Source organism: Chryseobacterium defluvii (assembly GCF_014204415.1).
In the GTDB taxonomy this organism is placed as follows: Bacteria; Bacteroidota; Bacteroidia; order Flavobacteriales; family Weeksellaceae; genus Chryseobacterium; species Chryseobacterium defluvii_A.
The window spans coordinates 1-20,108 of record NZ_JACHLE010000006.1 but is presented as its reverse complement, the minus strand read 5'-3'; the positions used below and the strand labels follow the sequence as shown (position 1 = coordinate 20,108).

Here is a 20,108-nt window from a genome sequence, read left to right as displayed (position 1 = left end):
TAAAACATCATTCAACTAAAATTTTAGTTGATTATTGCCATTTTGATCAATATAACAGGAAGAGATTCTTTTGAACTATGTTCGCAAACCTTCAGTCTGTGTTCAGAATGGCATGATTAAAAAAAGATTTCGGGGAAACCAAGTTTGAAATATTGCGCAATAAAAAACCCGAAATCTGTGCGACTTCGGGTTTTGATATTTCATTATACTATTATTCTAAGAATGTACCAAACCACGAAGCCTTACCACCATAAGCGGTAATCCAGCCGGAGAGTCTTGATTAAATTTGAACATTTGCTTCGTTGTTTTTAAATGGTTAAACTTTATTTTCAGGTGCAAATATAAATTATTTTTTTAATCTGCAAAATATTTTTTCTATTTCAAATGGATCAGGCTCAGAAAAATACCGTCGATCACCTTTGCCATTCGTGGAAGATCCAATGTATCTAAAGTATCTGTAGTCTCATGATAGTTTTTGTTCCTGAAGAATGATGTATCTGTAATCATTAAAGCGGAATAACCGAATTTCCAATAATTAAGATGGTCTGAAAAGTCTACCCCTGTTACAAATTTTGGGGCCGGAAAAGTTTCGGTTTTTATTTGCTGTGAGCTTTTGAAATTACTTATAAAGTTTTTTACAAACGGACCTGCGCCACTGAATCTTTTAACGAGAGTTATGAAATCGCCCTTGTTACCATAGATCCAGGACAATATTCCTACGGGAAATTCCTGAGAGCCTTTTTCTTCACTGAAATATCCTATCATTTCCACACTTGCCATTCCATATACAGCGATATTGTTGTCTTTTAAATACCTGGCATGAACATAACTTCCCATATTCTCTGTCCTGAAATAGGGTGGTTCTTCCAAGGTATAAGCTACCAGGTCTATTCTGTAATTCAGTTTCTGGCCTTTGAGCATTCTGGCCAGTTCCAAAAGTGCTGTAACTCCTGTTGCATTATCATCAGCTCCTTTCTGATCTCCGCAGACATCGTAATGAGCTCCGATAATTATTCTTTTTGTATGTTCTGTTCCGAAAGAACTGATCACATTTTTATAAGTCTGGCCATTGACTTTATATTCCTGGAAGCCGGTACTATCACCGTATTTATTAAAATCATGTCTGATATATTCTGCAACGGCATTAAGCTGATCTATATTTTTGTGGTTTCTAAACTGAGGGGTTTCAACTATTGACTGCAAATGTTTTTTCATCAGAACAGTATCCGCTGAAATATTGGATTTTGCAATGGCCTTTTCATTTTTAAAGAAGCCTGATACGATAAAAAATGCAAAAAATAAACCCATAAAAAGAATAATCTTTCTCTTCGAGGATTTAAATATGCTTTTGAGGTTCATCAGAGATAATTTATTTTTTTAAGAATTTTTCTAAAATATCTACTGCACATTTTGGAAGATTTGTTCCGGGGCCAAAAATAAAATCTGCTCCATTAGCATACAGGAATTCGTAATCCTGTTGGGGAATTACTCCTCCAACGACGATCGTAATATCTTCCGCACCCAGTTTTTTAAGCTCTTCCACCACCTGCGGAACCAAAGTCTTGTGCCCTGCTGCCAGAGAGGATACTCCCAGAATGTGAATATCGTTTTCCACAGCCTGTTTTGCCACTTCTTCCGGAGTCTGAAATAATGGGGCTACATCAACATCAAATCCCATATCGGCAAATGCTGTTGCCACTACTTTTGCACCTCTGTCATGCCCGTCCTGTCCCATTTTGGCAACCATAAGCCTCGGGCGGCGCCCTTCTTCTTCTTCAAATTTTTGGGTCAGATGAAGTGCTTTTTCAAAATATTCGTTTTTACCGGCATTCATAGCATATACTCCTGAAATTGTTCTAATGTTGGCTTTGTATCTTCCGAAGCTTTCTTCCATCGCATCGCTCATTTCTCCTAAGGTCACTCTTCTGCGGGCAGCTTCTATGCATAATGCCAAAAGGTTTCCTTTTCCTGTTTTTGCACTTTCACGGATCTCGTTTAGGATCTGCCCGACTGCTTCGGCATTTCTTTCTGCTTTTATGGTATTTAATCTTTCGATCTGCTTTCTACGAACTTCGGTATTATCGATGTCCAGAATTTCTATTTCATCCTGTTTTAAGGCAGACCTGAATGAATTCACTCCAATAATGAATTCTTCTCCACTGTCTATTTTTGCCTGTTTTCTGGCAGCAGCTTCTTCGATCCTCATTTTAGGAATTCCGGCTTCGATCGCTTTGGTCATTCCTCCTTCCTGCTCTACCTCATCGATGTATTTCATGGCTTCTTCGATCATCTGCTGGGTAAGGCTTTCAATTAAATGGCTCCCACCCATCGGGTCTACCACATCACAAATTCCGCTCTCCTGCTGTAAAATGATCTGTGTATTTCTTGCAATTTTCGCGGAATAATCTGTTGGAAGAGCAATGGCTTCATCCAACGCATTGGTATGTAAGGATTGTGTTCCCCCCAAAGCGGAAGACAATGCCTCAATGGCTGTTCTTGTGATATTATTGAAGGGTTCCTGCTCTGTTAAAGACCATCCTGAGGTCTGGGAATGTGTCCTTAATGCCAGAGATTTAGGATTTTGAGGATTGAATTGTTTTAAAAGGGTAGCCCAGATATATCTTGCAGCTCTCATTTTGGCAATTTCCATGAAATGATTCATCCCAATTGCCCAGAAGAATGAAAGCCTTGGAGCAAAATCATCAACATTCATTCCTGCTTTTATCCCAGTTCTTACATATTCCAAACCATCTGCCAATGTATATGCCATTTCCAGAACCGGCGTGGCTCCGGCTTCCTGCATATGGTATCCTGAAATGGAGATGGAATTAAATTTAGGGATATTCCGGGAGGTATATTCAAAGATATCTGCAATGATCTTCATGGAAGGAGCCGGTGGATAGATATAGGTGTTTCTCACCATGAATTCTTTCAGGATATCGTTCTGGATGGTTCCGGAAAGCTGTTCCTGCTTCACGCCCTGCTCTTCCGCCGCCACAATATAAAAAGAAAGGATGGGAAGAACCGCCCCATTCATCGTCATAGAAACAGAGATCTGATCCAGCGGGATCTCATTGAACAAAATCTTCATATCCTCAACGGAGTCAATGGCAACTCCTGCTTTACCGACATCTCCCACTACTCTTGCATGATCCGAATCATACCCTCTGTGCGTTGCTAAATCGAAAGCTACGGAAAGTCCTTTTTGCCCGGCTGCCAAATTCCTTCTGTAAAAAGCATTGGACTCTTCGGCAGTAGAAAATCCTGCGTACTGACGGATCGTCCAGGGTTTCTGAACGTACATGGTAGAATATGGTCCTCTTAAGTAAGGAGCAATCCCCGGAGAGGTCTGCGTTAAGGATTCGTTCTGAACATCTTCTGCATTGTAGGATGACTTTAATTGTAAGCCGTCTTTTTCGAACGGATAAATTTCTGTGTTGCGACCGGTGATGGTAAATTGAGGAGTTTTGTTTTGAATTTCCCTTCTCATTCTTTCGGATTTATTAGACCGTTAAAATTACGGATTTTTGGGATAATAATTTGTGTTTGTTTTTAAGGTAAAAAGGCGAAATTGTAAAACTGTAAAATCGCCCTTATCATTGAGTTAAAAAATATTTTTCGAGTGTCTGTTTTTAAAGCAAAAAGGCGAAGCTGCAACACTGCAAAATCGCCTTTATTATCGTCGAGTTATAAAATTTATCTTTTCGCTTTTTTGCGATTCAGCTCAATTATTTTCCTAATTTTTTGATTCCCATTTCATATAAGGCAAAGGAAAGAAGGTCAGCATTCTCACTGATCACCTGTTCTGTTGATCTTCCTGCTCCGTGTCCTGCATTTTTTTCTATTCTCAATAAAACCGGGTTGCCACATGTTTGCTTTTCCTGAAGCTCAGCTCCAAATTTAAAAGAATGGGCCGGAACTACCCTGTCATCATGATCGCTGGTGATGATCATTGTTGAAGGATAGCATACTCCTGCTTTCACATTATGCACCGGGGAGTATGATTTTAAATATTCGAACATTTCTTTGCTGTCTTCTGCTGTTCCGTAATCGTATGCCCAACCGGCTCCGGCCGTGAATTTATTGTATCTCAGCATATCCAGCACTCCAACTCCGGGGAAGGCCACTCTGGCCAGATCAGGACGTATGGTCATAGTCGCTCCTACCAGCAATCCTCCGTTTGATCTTCCTGAAAGTGCCATGTAATCCTTAGAGGTATATCCTTTGCTTTGGAGGTATTCTCCGGCAGCAATGAAGTCTTCAAAAACATTTTTTTTCTGCATTTTCGTTCCTGCATCATGCCATTTTTTCCCATATTCTCCTCCTCCACGGATGTTCGGAACGGCATAGATCCCGCCGTTTTCCATCCAAATGGCATTGACTACTGAGAAAGCCGGCTGTAAGCTTATATTGAATCCTCCGTAAGAGTACAGGATGGTAGGGTTTTTACCATCAAGCTTTATTCCTTTTTTATAGCTGATCATCATAGGAACTTTTGTTCCGTCTTTGGAGGTATAGAATACCTGTTCAGAAACATAATTGTCCGGATTGAATTTCACTTTAGGTTTCTGATAGATTTCAGATTTCCCGGAATCTGCATTGAATTTGAAGGTAGTTCCCGGTGTAATATAGTTGCTGAACGAAAAGTAGAGTTCTTTTTCTTCTTCTTTCCCGCCGAAACCTGAAACATTTCCTTTTCCGGGAAGGGCAATCTCTCTTATTAATTTTCCGGTTTTATCATATTGTTTTACCTGATCAATAGCATCAATCATATAGGTTGCAAAGAAATAACCTCCGCCAGAAGAAACCCCTAATACGTTTTCTGTTTGCGGGATGACGTCTTTCCAGGTTTCGGGAGCAGGATTTTTAATGCTTGTCTTTACCAAACGCATATTGGGAGCGTCTTTGTCTGTGAAAATGAAAAGATCGTCTCCCTGTGTATCGACAATGCTTACGTTGATGTCAAATCCTTTGTTGATCTGCACAAAATCTCCCCCGTTCTTTAAATCTTTGATGTATAATTCATTTCCGTTGGTCGCATTGGCTGTAGAAACGATCAGATATCTCTGATCTTCTGAAACTCCTGCCCCGATATACCGGCGTGGTGTTTTTTCTCCTCCGAAAATCAATTGATCTTCTGACTGTTTTGTTCCTAATTTGTGGAAATACACTTTATGTTTATCTGTCATTCCGGAAAGTACGGTTCCTTCTTTTGGCTTATCGTAGCTTGAATAATAGAAACCTTCATCTCCCTGCCAGGAAATTCCGCTGAATTTTACATCCAGCAAGGTCTCGTCGATCTGTTTTTTGGTGATGGCATCAAGGATAATGATCTTATTCCAGTCGCTTCCGCCTTCAGAAATGGAATAGGCTGCCAGATTACCTTTTTTGTTAAATGACAGATTGGAAAGGGATGTCGTTCCTTTTTCTGAAAATTTATTCGGATCTAAAAACACTTCTGTTACTTTGGTCTTGTTATTAGTCCTGTATAAAACAGACTGGGCCTGTAACCCGTCATTTTTATAATAATAGGTGTAATCTCCTTCTTTGAAAGGTGCTGAAATTCTCTCAAAATTCCAGATGTCTTTCAACTGGCTTTTAATCTGTTCTCTGAAAGGGATCTTTGAAAGGTAGTTCTGGCTATAGGCCACTTCTTCATCTACCCATTTTTTAGTGGGTTCGGAGTCATTCTCCAGGTCCCTGAAAGGATCTGCAACGGCAGTCCCGAAATAAGTATCTGTCTGATTTCCTTTTAATGCTTTAGGATAATTCATTTTTTGGGAATAAAACATTGCTGAAAATAAAACTCCAGCCGTTAATAAGATAGGTTTAATATTCATATTAATTAATGATTTCGCCAAAAATACGCAATGTATACCAATAAAAAAGTTACAAATCCAACAACTTCTAAATTATTTTAGTCGTATTATCTTATTGATATATGAAGGATTCCTTTCCTAAACTGTAAAAATAAAAACGCTGTAATTCGGAAACAATTCTGTCCCCACTCAAACTAAAATAGAAAGTTTTTCCTTCTTTTTCTCTTTGATATAAAATAGTTTCTTCATCTTCCGTCGTGACAATTTTATCTGCATTTTTTAATTCTTTTATTGCCTGAATCAAGAAGTTTTTCAATCTGTCCGGCTTTATACTTTCAGGATCTTCAAACTCAAAATCAGACAGTCTAGAGGGTACTTTAAATTTTACAGAATAAATAATTTCCACCGTTGTCATATCTGCGCGTTCGTTCTTCACATGCTTGATACTTTTAATATTCAGCTTTCCATTTTTAAAATTCTCATTTATTGCATTAAAAAATTCCTCGGCTTCTTTTTTACATTCAGTAACCGTATTTTCAGGGAATGCATCTAAAAATCCTTTAAGATAATCGTCTTTGCTTTCATTATCTACCACATATATATTCTCTTCATCCATAAACTGGCCACTATAATCATTTAGATTCTTTAAACTAATCGGATCATTTTTAACAAAAGTATCAAAAAGGATTGTAAAAAACTCTTTAGGCCCCTTTACTTCTGTTTGTGCATTAAGATTTTGAATGAATAACAAGAGAAAAACAAATATTGTGGTTTTAAAATTTTTCATAGTTTTAATGTTTAATTCCATATAAAAAGTCCCTGAATAACAGAGATTTAATAGTTTTCTTCTTCCCCTTTCATTTTTTCTGCATTTTCTGCCATGATCACGGCATCGATCATCTCAGAGATATCTCCATTCATATAGGCATCAAGATTATACATGGATTTGTTGATCCTGTGATCTGTAACTCTTCCCTGCGGATAGTTGTATGTCTTGATCTTTGCGGAACGGTCTCCGGTAGAAACCATCGTCTTCCTTTGTGCTGCAATATCTCCCTGAACTTCCTGTAATTTAATATCATATAATTTGGCACGAAGCATTTCCATGGCCAGTTCACGGTTGGCTAACTGGGAACGGGCTTGCTGACAAACGACCACCAAACCTGAAGGCTTGTGCGTTAACTGAACTTTTGTTTCAACTTTGTTAACGTTCTGTCCTCCGGCTCCCCCTGAACGTGAGGTCTGCATCTCGATATCTGCCGGGTTGATCTCCACATCCACTTCTTCGGCTTCCGGTAAAACTGCAATGGTGATTGCTGACGTGTGGACTCTTCCCTGAGATTCGGTTTCAGGAACACGCTGTACGCGGTGAACTCCTGATTCGAACTTCATGATCCCGTAAACGCCTTCTCCTTCTACTTTCATGATCAATTCCTTATATCCTTTTGCAGCTTCATTGGAGTCCGTTACTTCATGTCTCCATCCTTTTGTTTTGAAGTACATGGAGTACATCCTGTAAATGTCTTCTACAAAGATAGCAGATTCATCACCTCCTGTTCCGGCACGTAATTCTACGATCACATTCTTGTCATCTGCAGGATCTTTCGGGATCAACAGTACTTTTAATTCTTCTTCCAATCCCGGAATTTTTTCCTGGGCGTCCAACTTTTCCATTTTTGCCAGATCTACCAGATCCCTGTCCGAACCATCGGCAATGATTTCATCTGATTCTTCAATGGTATCCAAAGCTCCTTTGTACTGATCATATACTTTAACAATTTTTCCCAAGTCACTGTATTCTTTATTCAAAGAAGAGTATTTTTTCTGATCTGAAATGACATCCGGCTGTATAATAAGGTCCGCCACCTCATTATATCGTTGTTTTATAGCTTCCAGTTTTGGAATTAATGACTTAGACATTGTAGAAATTTTGTGGGTGCAAAGATAGGGATTATAAATTCAATTTGAAAACTCTATAGCGACCTGATCCTGAAAGTCTTTTGTATGAATCGTGATTATCAAACAAAAGAGAGACAATTTTACAATTATCTCTCTTTCTTATTCTTAAAAATCGGTTTTATTTATTTGATCTGCATTTTCTGAATGGCAATCCCGTTATCCGATCTTAAGTGAACCAGATAGGTTCCTGCCGGATAATTGGCTTTCAGCTCGTAAGTTCCGTCTTCGCTTTTCAGTTTAAAGGAATCCATTTTTTTACCTGTCATATCATAGATCATAATTTCTCCGTTTTTAGCTTTGTAATAAATTAATTTTGCCAATCCGTTCTTCACAGGGTTATCGGCTATCTGAAGAGATAATTTATTTTTTGCATTTTCATCCATTACAGACAGAGTACCGGAATAGTTACCGAATATCCTGAATTCTCCCGGCTGAAGGTTGATAGGAGCTGTGGTAGATGTCACATTGGAAATGGTATTATCCATCAGATTCTGCCACTGGCCTGTATAGGGGAAATAAGGTACCACATCTTTAGGAGCGGTAGTATAGTTAGCCAAAACTACAATATTTTTTATCCCCGTAGCCGAAGGGTCATATACATATATCCTTGTGATGAGCCCATTCGGGTCATTGGTCAGGTTATTGGATTCTATACTGTATGTTTTTGACTTAAATACCGGGTTGGCATTTCTGATGCTTAAAATTTTAGCCCAGGTATCATACACTGCTTTTCTGCTGGCATTGGTATCATACCCCAAAGTGAAAGCTATAGGTTTCTCATCTGTTCTGCATCCGCTGTTGATAGATCCGTCCGGACATCTGTTGATGCTGAACTCATATCCCAGTTCTCCGAACTGCCAGATCATTTTCGGTCCCGGAATGGTAAAGAAAGTTGCTCCGAAAGTTTTCATTCTTTCCAATGCCGTATTTAAGTTTTTAACGTCATAAGCCCCTTCTACAGCTCCATATGCCAGGTTTTTAAACATTAATCTTTCTTCATCGTGGCTTTCTCCAAAACCAACGGCATGCATATTGGTAAATCCGTGCAGCTCATGATCCATTCTGTCAAAACTGTCCTTATAACCCATTGTATTTTCGTTATATGGATGTGTCATTTTATTCCAAAGCATTACTCCTTTTCCTTCTGCAATTCTATAGTTTGCCCACTGTTGCTCTTCTGCATCGGTTCCCAAATGCTCAAAGATCATATATGAGTTAGGATCAATTGCCCATTGCTTGTCTGCGTAATATTTCAAAACATCTACCCTATCCTGTTGGTATGAATTTGTACATGTATCATCAATATCATTAGTACTACAATTTTGAGTAAATCCTTTTGTTAAATCCCAACGGAAACCATCAATTCTAAACTCAGTAAGCCATTGCTGTAAAGATCTTTCAACATAATATCTGGTTGCCACACTGGAATGATTAAAATCATGGAATACATTATATTTATGTCTCGGAATTTGATTGAAATATGGGTTATTGGCGGCTATTTCTCCATATCCGTCACCATCTGGATCAATATTCCAAAGCCTTACTAATGGTGAACGTCCCGTAGCATGATTAAAGGCAATATCCAATATTACCGCAATACCATTCTGGTGGCACAGATCCACAAATTCTTTGAATTTTTCAGGGGTTCCGTATGCTTTATCTATCGCATAGTGGAATGAGGTATTATATCCCCAGGATAAATTCCCTTCAAATTCCATGATGGGAAGAAGCTCAATAGCGTTGATATTTAAGCTTTTCAGGTAAGTAATCTTATTGATCAATGACTGCCAGTTTTTCTCCTGGGTGAAATCTCTCAGCAGCAGTTCATAAATCACCAAATCTTCTTTATTAGGTCTCTGGAAATTGGTAACCTGCCAGTTATATGGGGTTTGCCCTGTTTTAAACATGGAAACTTCAAAACCCTGCCCTGCAGGAAATGCAGGTAACCCCGGATAGGTAGTTGCAGAGATCCACTGGTCATCATAAGAAGAAAGGATCTCCGGAGAGAAAGGGTCTGCCACTTTTTTCAGATCATTGGTTTTGTATTGAAAAGTATATAATTGTGCCGGAGTAAGGCCACTCAATTCGATCCAGTATAGATCCGGGGCTGTGGCGTCTCTCTTCATTAAGTAAGCATCATTCACAGTCCAGCTATTGAAGCTTCCGATGACATGAACGAAATTTTTATACGGAGCATACAAAGCTAATCCCACCTTTGTATTATCAGTAGGATGGTAGTTGATCCCCTGCTTTATCCAGCTTGGAATTGGTTCAGAAACAACACTTCTTGTTTTATTTGTAATAAAGGTTGCATTCTTAGTAATTGAAGTAGAAGCATCTGTTGCGATTAATTCCATGAAAGAATCATCCGCAAGATAATTATAAGAATAGGAAGTAGAAGGTGTTGATGTAGAATTTACGACTACTCCATTAGCTTTTAACTGAAATGTAGCATTTACATTGGTTGTGGCTGCAATATTAATTGAATTTCCTGCCGGAACGGATGCTATACTATTTGATAAAGGATTGGTCATGGTTAAACTAAGCACCCCTACATTTACAAAATGATCAGCTGTCTGATGACCTCCTGTTTTATCCTTTAACAAAAATCCAAATCTTCCGATCCCTATTCTGCTGAAGAAAGTGGTTGGAGTGAATGTAAGAGAGTAAGTGTCCGTACCTGAATTATAATTGAGTTTATTTAAATCATCAGAATTATCCCAAGCCCCATTAGTTGGACAATTCTGGCTATTATTAAAACTTGTATCTAATGACCATGCCCAAATATAGACCGCATTATTAACAACTCCCCAAGCTGTTTCATCAATTTGATTTCCCGGTATACTTAATGTGATCTGATCCGTTTCATTAAACGGACTAGGTGTAATGGTATAACTTATCTGTCCGAAAACCAGAAAAGTGACAAACAACATTACACTGAGATAAAATTTCTTCATAAAGGTTTGTTTTTTCATTAATTGTATACGAAAATAGTTTATTTTTTGAAAATATTTGAGCTTCACATAAAAAATCAATAAAATAAAAAATTGCTCATTTCTGAACAGTTTTTATCATTTTGATTTATATAGTGTAATTTACTTCCATAAACCATCTATTTTTCTCCTAAAATAAAAAGAAAAGTTTTTACATATTTGATTTTCCTCATATTTATACAAGTGTTTTTATCCCTATATTTTTTGCAAAATTCATAATCCCCCTTTATTTTGTGTTTTAATTTTCACTCTTTCACAACATAAGATATTGAAACTCATATTCTGATTAAATCTCAATATCAAAAGTTGTCCAGTTTTCTTTAGGGTAAAAATATTTTTGCAATACTTCTTCAGGAATTGGAAGCCATTTTTTATAGAACGCCCATTCATACAATTCTATAATCGCCTTTAATATATTATCTTTGGTTACTGAATGGAGAATAACCAGATTATCTTCTAAATAGCATACTTTGTTTTTTTCAAATTCATTGTTGACCCTTTCAATTGTAATAAAAAAAGGATTATAGAGGTTTCCTTGTTCATCACTAATAAGCACATCCGTTCTTAAATCTCTTGTGAGAGATTCTATGTCATCATCATAACCATCAGCGAAAATAACTTTGTATTTCATTGGCCAACTGTTATATGGTTTTGTTGTTGTATACTACCCCAAAAACATCTAGATGATGTAAAAATATCTTTATTCATAAAATAATTATTTTTTTACTAAATACTATTTTATTTCTCATGTTTATTGCTTGATGATATATAATGTAACATTTGATAAATACCTTTATATGGAGAACCTTTTTCCACATCAATAACTATTGATGATTTATTATTAAGATTTAGTAAAAGTTTTGTAAAATCACTAGCCTTATTACCCATTTTGATTTCCTCAGCCAAAGCAGGTTTAACATCTATAAGTTCATCATAACATACATTTATTTGTTGATTATTTTCATTTATAACAATCCTTGCATCAGTAAATAATATCCATAACTCATTATAAACAAAATATAGTAAAATTGGGCTTTCATTTTCATATATATTATAATTAATTTTACTAAATAAATTAAAATGTTCTTTAATTAGTTTTGTATTAGCCCCTTCTCCTCCCTTTCTCTTAAAAATAGATGTCAATATTGTTTTTCTTATCATACTTTTTATTTTAGTGTTTTCTGTAATATCGCTCCCTCTCCTATTTTTTCAAAAGAATATCCAAAACGTCTTGCTATATTTGGATTTAAAAAACCCTCATTTATAACAGCCGCTCCATAAATAGAAATCTTATTTGCTCCACTTTTAACAGCTTGTTTTTCCATTGTACTAATTGTAGACCTTAGTCCTGACAGACTTTTATTAGAGGTTTCCATTAAAAAGATATTTCGTGTGTAGGTATTACCAACTAACCCTTGTGTCCCATAAATACTATATTCACCAATTCGTTCAGGTAAATTACGTGCAGCCTGATTTAATGTTTCTTCTGCCATCGGAACAAGATAATTTTTTGCTTCCTTTTCTGCCAATTCTCCAGCAATACCCATCGCCACGTCTTTCGTAGCTTTCTCTATTCCTTCTTTGGCTAAGCCTTTAGCTCCTCCTGCAATAATACTTCCTGCGCCTAAGGTAGCAACATCTAATGCTAAACCTCCAATTCCTAAGCCGAACTGTACCCAATTTCCGTCTCCCCCTAAATCTTAGCTCTTGTCCTTCTGGAATCTTATATTCAACAATATTTATAAATCTTGCATGGTTTTGTCACAAAAATCATTTTTAGTGATTAAAAATTTTATTAGAACAAATCTTAATGAGGAATAGATACTAATATCTCGTCATGATGTAAGTTTAAATCATGATTAAAAACTCTATCCTCTCGAACCCATTTATTCCTGCCAATAATTAAACTATCCGCAATTATATAATATTTTTTCTTACCTGATAATATTTCAAAAATCTTTCCTCTAAATGAGTCAAATTTTTCTTTTAAATCGACGGATAATTCTTCTTTTTCCATAATTGATATTGAGATAGAATCCAATGCTGATTTTACTTCTATATATTCAACAAATAAAAACTCCATATCAATATTATAAGAAGTTTCATTTGAGTATCCTTCTTCATCAGGAAATTGCAGATAGCTTCTTAATAATAGGGAATTATGGCTTACTGTGTATGCCCATAATTTAAATTTTCTTTTCGAATGAAATATCATAAATCTATTTAATAAAAGGAGAATAATTATTTAAAATTTGATAACTACCATCAGCCGCTTTATTATAAAAAGTCGTTTTATTTAATAATGAAGGATTGTTAAAGATTGTATGCATTTCCCAATTTGTATAATTCCTAAACGAAAGTGGTCCATTCGGGTTGAATCGAGAAAAATTAATTTTACCAAATCCTGTAGTATTAAAGTGTATATTATCATATTCATTCATAGCATCTAAAATTTTATTTTTATTAAACCCTGAAGAGAAATCCCTATATGTATTATACCCATGATGCTCTGCAAAATTAAACAAATCATCACCTAATCCTAAAGCTAAATCTTTACTTTCTTTTTCCGCTAATTCTTTAGCAACATCTTTTGCTACTTTTTCAATTCCCTCTCTCACTAAACCTTTAGCTCCTCCTGCAATAATACTTCCTGCACCTAAAGTAGCAACATCTAATGCTAAACCTCCAATTCCTAAACCGAATTGTACCCAATTTCCGTCTCTCGCTCCTTCATATATATCTAGTCCGCTTCCAACTCCCGGAACAAACCCTAATCCAAATCTTACTGCTTCGCCTACTTCTGAATCAAAAATGCCTGGTTCAGCATCCGCATCCACTCTTAAATCACTTTCAGATTTTTCCCTTGATATGGTAACTCCTTCTATGTCTTCTGTCCCTAATGTAAATACTGGAATTTCATCAATAATATCATAATGTGCATCAGGGTGCCTCTCCAAGATATCCTGTATCTGCTCATCACTCATGGGTATATATTCTAAACCTTCTAACTCCCTTCCATCCGTCACTCTGTTTTCCGAGAAGTTGTAATGACTTTGATAAGCATACTTCTCACTTAACGGATCAATGTTAAAGAATCTTCCTATACCGGGGTCGTAATTCCGCCACTTGAAGCTGTACCATCCCGTTTCTTTCTGCAGCTCCTGCTCCTGAAATTTGTATTGATAATTAGAATTTCCAATCTGGGTATTATACTTTTTGTGTTCTAAACCAAAAGGATAATAGTTGCTTTCATTGTCTATAACAAGAGAATTCGTATTCTGATCTTTATAATAATTTAATCTGGTATTTCCTACCTGATCCTTATACTGATAAATATATGCAGGAACAGCTGGTGCATAAGGGTTTACCATTATATTTATATTATTATTATAGTAACCTTCTGCTGTCGGAAAAAACAAAAGCTTAGGAGAAGGAGTAGAACCTCCATAACTATCCCCTTGGTATTGAAAACCATCTAAATATTCTATTACTTCATTAGATGAACTACCTGCTCCTGCATAATAAGTAACTTTTGTTTTTCTTATTTTGGTACCATCTGCCCTATAGGCATAATATATTTTATTATTATCTGAGAATATTATTTCTGTAGGAAGGTCCAAATAATTGTATTTTATAGATGATATTTTTTTATTATCATCTCTTATCATATTACCATTAGAATCATATGCATAATCGTCCGATGAATCGTATCCTCCAGATACAATATCATCTTTAAAACCATCATAATTACCACTAGAATCAAAAACCCTTGTCAATTTATTGCCATTATATGTATAATTTAACCTATCAATTAAAAGGGGTGTTGTTCCTGTTTCCGGCTTTTGATACCTTTCAAGCTTAGTTATATTACCATTAACATCATAAGTCAAATTTTCATTATAAAATTCATTTAACGGAAGATCTGTACCTGGTTCCTGAAAGACCGCCTTTTTTAAACGATTAAGCTGATCATACTGATATCCATACCTTCTTAGTACTTCGTCATTAGAGGTTTTCCAATTTACCTCCGCAATATTTCCGTTGTATTTTTTAGGAGCGACACTTTCGTTAGCAGGGTTATTGTATTCGAGTTCATATCCAAACAAATCGTATCCAAGATTATCAGGATCATTGATTTTAGTAAGCCAACCACGAATGTTGTAGGCATAATCTATGGTTTGAAGTGGGGTTGCAGTATTAATTCCTCCCACCTTTTTAGTTTCCAATTGAGAAAGCTCATTATATTTATTTTGAGCCAAAACCTCTTCTGTATTATTGTCTACCTTATGTTTGTGAACGAGTAATCTGTTTTGATAATCATAAGTAAATGTTTCTGTGATCACTCTTTCAGTATCGGCATTCAATCTTTTATGTCTTGTAATTACCTGTTTCGGAGTGCCTGCAAAATCCAGCCCGGATTCTATTCTGGTATATCCACCTAAATAATTAATGGAATGAGCCCCTATTATTCTACCTTTTTTATCATAATAAGTATAATTTTTTGTCCAGTTATCATCTTCTATATTCTTAATCAAACTCAATACGGGAAGGCTTTTTGTACTTTCCCCATTAATCGCAGCGTTATCAGTCAAAACGGGAGCTCCCAAAATAGATGCTGGAAAAGATGGATTAAAGCTATATTCAGGATATGTATCATAGTAATTTAATGATAATAAGGTAACCCAATTAGGAGATTTAGGATAGCTGTTTTCAGGGTTATCATAATAAACATCTATTCCTTGTCTATTAAAATATACAGTATTAATCCTGTTCACATTATTTAAACCTTGTAAGTCTACTAAGCCCTGTTCTATATTTCTTGTGTTCCCTGTAGAGATTCCTGTAATTGCCACTCTTCCAAATTTGTCGTATTTAGTGTACAACCATTGTCCTTTTTCTCTTAAATTAGCATCTTGGATAGCTACCTGTCTGTCTTGCTTATCATATAACATATATTCCCAACCTTTTCCCGGAAGTTTCTTTTCAACCAACCTATTTTGATCATCATACTTATATTGATAACAAAGATTGTCTAAAGTAGTCTGATTAACAGATCCTGAAATTTCCGTTAATGGCGGAATAATATAGGATAATTGATTATACTCATTATACACGTAATAGGTATCAATATACTTTGTTCCCTCATTCTTTCTTACAAGAACAATATGTCCTAATTGATCTTTATATATGTATTCGGTATTATTGTCCTCATTGGTTACAGAATATTTATAGAGATCACTATTCCCATAATTTCCGGTATAAGAAATTGACGAAACAAATATTTTATTGCCAGCGTCCCAATTGGTAGTAGTTGTATATTTTTTTACATTGTCTGTAGATTTGCTTATATCATAATCATATCTAACCGTATGTCCTGAATTTTTTTTCCAATCCTCTCCAGGGAAAGCAGATTGTTTTACTCTTCCAATAGAATAGCTTTCTAATTCTTTTTCTGAATAAGCATTAGATGTAACATAGTATGAATTAATATCTGACTCTCCAACTTGATGAATATTTCCGTTTAGAGTGTTCTGTGGTATTGGAAGAAAATTCTTCATATTTCTACCAAAAGCATCATAAGTTGAAGGAATTACTAAATCCCCTCCATTTGGAGTTGATTTTATTGATACCTCTTGCTTTTTCCTCCCTAATCCATCAAAGTATTGTACCCCTTGAATTTGCTTTGCATTAGGACTTTCCGTAGTTACCGGTTCCAGATATACTCTACTATAAATATAATTTTCAGCAGAGGGTAGAGTTTGCGAAAAAAGATTACTAAAAAATAAACAGATAAAACCTATTGATAATATTTTTCTCATAATATTTATTTTATTGTTTATAGTTATATTTAAATTCTTTAATAATATTTCCATCCTTATCTACTATTTTTTCTAGTCTATTAGATGAATTATATTTATAAATTTCTCTTAATCCTGATGGGGAGGTGACACTTGTCACCCCAATCAATGGATCGTAAGTATAGGTGGTAATTTCCACATTATTAAAAATTGGATTGGTTCTAAAAATATCTAAGGCACTAATAAGATTATTTTCAGAATTTAAATCTATATCCATATTAGATTTATATATTATATCTGAAATATATCCTGATACCTGACTATATGTAGCTCCAACAATTTTTACGATTGGTAAGGTATCATTGTACCCCCATACTGTTACAGCAGGAATTCCGTTCATTAAAGTTTCAATTATTTTGCCTTTACTGTTATAAGATAATATTTTAAAGATATTATCTTCAGCCCCGCTTAGGGTTTCTTTATATAATTCAGAGGGCTTAGGGACAGTATTATTACCTATTAAAAAATTATTGTATTTAACAACTTGTTTGTTAATTGTCTTTCCATTTACTGTCGTTTTTTCAGATTCAGTTGCATAAATATCATTAAACTGATATTGTAAATTAGCTTCGGGGCTACCTATTGGATAGTTGCTGTCAAAAAGATATTTTTTTTCAGTAATTATTCCATCACTTTTTTCTACTTTTCTAAGTTTGTTTGAATAATTATCAATATATATATAGGTTGCTGTTTCAGATTTGTTTCCGGACGGGTAATAATCTGTCTTTGTAGAACTGATTACATCATTGAAATATGATAAATACTTTACTCTATATGTTCCATAATTCCATGAATGTAATCCTTGGAAATTACCCTCATCTGGATTAATTCTTCCAAAAACCGTAGTACTAGGATATGCAGCCTTTAAGGTTGTAAATTGATTGTTTCTATAGCTGTTTGCTATTCTCTTGATAAGGGTCCCGGTATTATTATAGATACTTTTTGTTAACAAATTCCCATTTCCGTAGCTATCAAAATTTTTATACTTTATTAAATCTGCGCTATTATTTACTTTAAAGTCCCCATAAATGTAATCATTGGGAGTATTAGGAAAAACAGAGTCAGATGAAAAATGTTGAGAAACTAAATCATAATTTTGATTATCATTCTTAAAGACAAATTCTTCATAAGAGCCATCATCATATTTTTTAGTAACTCTTCCGTATCCCACAATAGAACCATTAATAATATCGGAATTCGAATTGGTTTTATTGTATAATGAAAAATACATCGAAATTGTCGAATTCTGTTCATCCATTATTTCCGTAAAATTTGAACCCATATCAAATGTCATTAAGGGATAACCAATAAACGGAGGTGCTAATAAAAGTCCAGAAGATTTATTATTTGACTCTTTGTACTCATACCTGATTCTCTTTTCAATAGTATTCTGATCTTTTAAATAAGTTTCTTTTATTCTCAATCCAGCACCCTGAACTTCATACTTTCCAAATAAAAGAAAATCATTCATCTCATATTGAAAACTCTGTTCTCCTCCAGTAGGAAACTTTATTTTTTCCAAAATTCCTGCTTTAGCATAATTAGATGATGGCAAAACCTTCAAATCATATGGTGAAGATTGATCATTATTGAAAATCTTAATTTTCTGCCTTTCAAACTGCCCGTCCGGAGTCATCGGAGGAATAGGTAAATCATAGGGTAGTATTGACCATTCTTTTTCTCCTGGATAATAGTAAAGACCTTTACCATTATCATTAATTTGTCCGTCGGTATGATAGCCTAAAAAATCGTGTCTTGATGTTGTATAGCTGTACAGAGGCAAATTATTATAAAAAAACTCATACTTTCCTTTATTACTTTCTCCTAGAGATATAAGCTTAAGCCTCTGTTGGCAGACATCCAGGTCATTTGTGTTATTTACACAATCAAAATATGAATAATTAAATGTAAATTTTTTTATTGATCTATTTTGTTTATCAAACTGTTCAATACTTTTTAAGATATAATCAGGGTTTGAAATATCATAATTAAACACCAAACTGCCATTACTATATATTATTTTAGAAATATATTTTTTTGACTCCAATATATTCACGTTATAGTTAACCGCAAATTTATATGTCGCTGATGCAGCACCCGTAGATGGCAAAATAATACATTTTTCACAAGTTACATCAGGATTTCCATAATATCCTGTAAAAAGACTACAATTTGCATATGAATTTTCAGAGGACGAAGGATAAGATTCACTATTGTTATTTATAATGTATTCAAAATCAATCGCAGTATTATTTAATACATCTTCAATTTTAGAAACCTTCCAATCAGACACAGAGATAGGTTGACCATGGAAACTTGAAGTGGAAGTCGTCAACTCCATTGTTTCACTGGAAGTTTTTCTAAAGCCTCCATTTATAAAGGTATACTTTAAGCCATCATTATCAATAATTCTGAACTCATTAAAGTCTTTAGGCAGAAAATTTGAAAAATTAGGAAAGTTTGATGTCAATGCCTGAATTTTTAAGCCCGTTTTCGTTAATTCTTCAGGTGAGTTTTCGTCAGTAAATATAAACTTCCTCATTCCACCTTTTAAACTCACATAATACTCATCTGGTAAGGATTCTGTCAAATGAACTGTCCCTCCATATAATGATATAGGCAAATTTTCACGAATTTTCCTAAAATATCCTATTGGTTCAGGAAGACGTGGATTATATGTTGGTATAGTTCCATTAGTTTCAAACCAGTCATTGATAATATTAATTTTTCTATTGATTTGAGGTCCTTTTATTAAAGACCACCCTAAACCAACCTCACTTGCTTTCTGATCTACTTTTATACCTGTTGTATGATAAGTTAAAATAATAGGAATTGTAATATCTCCTTCCTGAATTGAAAATAAAGGTATCTTAATATCCTGAGTTCCTGTATATAAATCATTATTGAATTGTTCAATTCTGAATATATCATTTGATTCGGCCGAAGACGTCAAACTATTGATTTCATCATAATAATAATCATTATGGTTGATTGGATTTTGAGCTAAATTTGAAGTTTTTGACTGTAAGCCGCTATCATTTATTTTTTGTGAATTATATTTTTGATAATTAGCATCAATGACTTTTTGTTTTAAATTAATCTGGCTTTGTATAGTGTCTGATTTTATCTGGCAATATATAATTGTGGATTGCAAAACCAGAATTAAGGGTAAGTTTTTTAGTAAATTCTTTATCATTTTTTTATTTCTTAATGATTTTAGCACTTGCAGATTGGTTGGTATCGGTCTTGATGCTCACCAGATAGGCTCCCTGTATTAAAGGCTGGGTATTGATTTTGGTCACCTTGTTTTTGGTTTTGGTCTGCTGCAAAAGCTTACCACTCATATCATACAAAAGAATATCTGCTTCCTTGAAATCATATCCTATTTCTACGTAGGTGTAATCCTGTACAGGGTTGGGATAAACCCTGATCTCCTGTTTCTCAATCAATTGATCTACCTGACTGTCTCCAAGCTTAAC

13 protein-coding genes are annotated in these 20,108 nt (G+C 34.9%); all 13 read right to left on the bottom strand.

All coding sequences use genetic code 11. From position 1 onward, the window contains the following. Positions 1 to 375: 375 nt before the first annotated feature. Positions 376 to 1,308 (bottom strand): M28 family peptidase, encoded by a 933-nt coding sequence (locus HNP38_RS16095; protein ID WP_184191388.1) that lies wholly within the window; start codon positions 1,306 to 1,308, stop codon positions 376 to 378. A 61-nt stretch (positions 1,309 to 1,369) separates the two neighbouring features. Then, on the bottom strand, positions 1,370 to 3,490 hold the full coding sequence (scpA, locus tag HNP38_RS16090; protein ID WP_184191386.1) for a methylmalonyl-CoA mutase: 2,121 nt from the start codon (positions 3,488 to 3,490) through the stop codon (positions 1,370 to 1,372). Between the two features lie 238 nt (positions 3,491 to 3,728). Beyond that, positions 3,729 to 5,792: a prolyl oligopeptidase family serine peptidase gene (locus HNP38_RS16085; RefSeq protein WP_228461086.1), complete on the bottom strand. Its 2,064-nt coding sequence runs from the start codon at positions 5,790 to 5,792 to the stop codon at positions 3,729 to 3,731. A 139-nt stretch (positions 5,793 to 5,931) separates the two neighbouring features. Beyond that, entirely contained in the window at positions 5,932 to 6,606 is a 675-nt protein-coding gene (locus HNP38_RS16080) for a hypothetical protein (RefSeq protein WP_184191381.1), read from the bottom strand. Positions 6,607 to 6,653: 47 nt separating this feature from the next. Further along, positions 6,654 to 7,739, bottom strand: a complete 1,086-nt coding sequence (prfA, locus tag HNP38_RS16075) for a peptide chain release factor 1 (protein WP_184191379.1) — start codon at positions 7,737 to 7,739, stop codon at positions 6,654 to 6,656. A gap of 161 nt (positions 7,740 to 7,900) precedes the next feature. After that, entirely contained in the window at positions 7,901 to 10,735 is a 2,835-nt protein-coding gene (locus HNP38_RS16070) for an alpha-amylase family glycosyl hydrolase (RefSeq protein ID WP_184191376.1), read from the bottom strand. A 322-nt stretch (positions 10,736 to 11,057) separates the two neighbouring features. Further along, entirely contained in the window at positions 11,058 to 11,402 is a 345-nt protein-coding gene (locus HNP38_RS16065) for a hypothetical protein (protein WP_184191374.1), read from the bottom strand. A gap of 107 nt (positions 11,403 to 11,509) precedes the next feature. Beyond that, positions 11,510 to 11,932 (bottom strand): hypothetical protein, encoded by a 423-nt coding sequence (locus HNP38_RS16060; RefSeq protein WP_184191372.1) that lies wholly within the window; start codon positions 11,930 to 11,932, stop codon positions 11,510 to 11,512. 5 nt (positions 11,933 to 11,937) lie between these two features. Next, the gene (locus tag HNP38_RS16055; protein WP_184191370.1) at positions 11,938 to 12,318 is read right to left on the bottom strand and encodes a hypothetical protein; all 381 of its coding nucleotides are present in this window, start codon (positions 12,316 to 12,318) and stop codon (positions 11,938 to 11,940) included. Positions 12,319 to 12,578: 260 nt separating this feature from the next. After that, positions 12,579 to 12,986, bottom strand: coding sequence for a hypothetical protein (locus HNP38_RS16050; protein WP_184191368.1), 408 nt, complete (start codon positions 12,984 to 12,986; stop codon positions 12,579 to 12,581). 4 nt (positions 12,987 to 12,990) lie between these two features. Then, on the bottom strand, positions 12,991 to 16,644 hold the full coding sequence (locus tag HNP38_RS16045; protein WP_184191366.1) for a DUF6443 domain-containing protein: 3,654 nt from the start codon (positions 16,642 to 16,644) through the stop codon (positions 12,991 to 12,993). Continuing rightward, a complete protein-coding gene (locus tag HNP38_RS16040) occupies positions 16,601 to 19,825 on the bottom strand; it encodes a hypothetical protein (RefSeq protein WP_184191364.1) in 3,225 nt (1,074 codons plus the stop codon). Before HNP38_RS16040 ends, HNP38_RS16045 begins: the two co-directional genes overlap by 44 nt. A 4-nt stretch (positions 19,826 to 19,829) precedes the next feature. Then, positions 19,830 to 20,108 (bottom strand): T9SS type A sorting domain-containing protein (locus HNP38_RS16035; RefSeq protein ID WP_184191362.1); only part of this gene is annotated, 279 nt, incomplete at its 5' end.

What these genes read in the sequence shown, in the direction of transcription:
- HNP38_RS16050 (WP_184191368.1), bottom strand. Translation starts at nt 12,986, where the DNA reads ATGATATTTCATTCGAAAAGAAAATTTAAATTATGGGCATACACAGTA.
- HNP38_RS16070 (WP_184191376.1), bottom strand. Translation starts at nt 10,735, where the DNA reads ATGAAGAAATTTTATCTCAGTGTAATGTTGTTTGTCACTTTTCTGGTT.
- HNP38_RS16065 (WP_184191374.1), bottom strand. Translation starts at nt 11,402, where the DNA reads ATGAAATACAAAGTTATTTTCGCTGATGGTTATGATGATGACATAGAA.
- HNP38_RS16085 (WP_228461086.1), bottom strand. Translation starts at nt 5,792, where the DNA reads ATGTTTTATTCCCAAAAAATGAATTATCCTAAAGCATTAAAAGGAAAT.
- scpA (WP_184191386.1), bottom strand. Translation starts at nt 3,490, where the DNA reads ATGAGAAGGGAAATTCAAAACAAAACTCCTCAATTTACCATCACCGGT.
- HNP38_RS16095 (WP_184191388.1), bottom strand. Translation starts at nt 1,308, where the DNA reads ATGGGTTTATTTTTTGCATTTTTTATCGTATCAGGCTTCTTTAAAAAT.
- prfA (WP_184191379.1), bottom strand. Translation starts at nt 7,739, where the DNA reads ATGTCTAAGTCATTAATTCCAAAACTGGAAGCTATAAAACAACGATAT.
- HNP38_RS16060 (WP_184191372.1), bottom strand. Translation starts at nt 11,932, where the DNA reads ATGATAAGAAAAACAATATTGACATCTATTTTTAAGAGAAAGGGAGGA.
- HNP38_RS16045 (WP_184191366.1), bottom strand. Translation starts at nt 16,644, where the DNA reads ATGGAAATATTATTAAAGAATTTAAATATAACTATAAACAATAAAATA.
- HNP38_RS16040 (WP_184191364.1), bottom strand. Translation starts at nt 19,825, where the DNA reads ATGATAAAGAATTTACTAAAAAACTTACCCTTAATTCTGGTTTTGCAA.
- HNP38_RS16055 (WP_184191370.1), bottom strand. Translation starts at nt 12,318, where the DNA reads ATGGGTATTGCTGGAGAATTGGCAGAAAAGGAAGCAAAAAATTATCTT.
- HNP38_RS16080 (WP_184191381.1), bottom strand. Translation starts at nt 6,606, where the DNA reads ATGAAAAATTTTAAAACCACAATATTTGTTTTTCTCTTGTTATTCATT.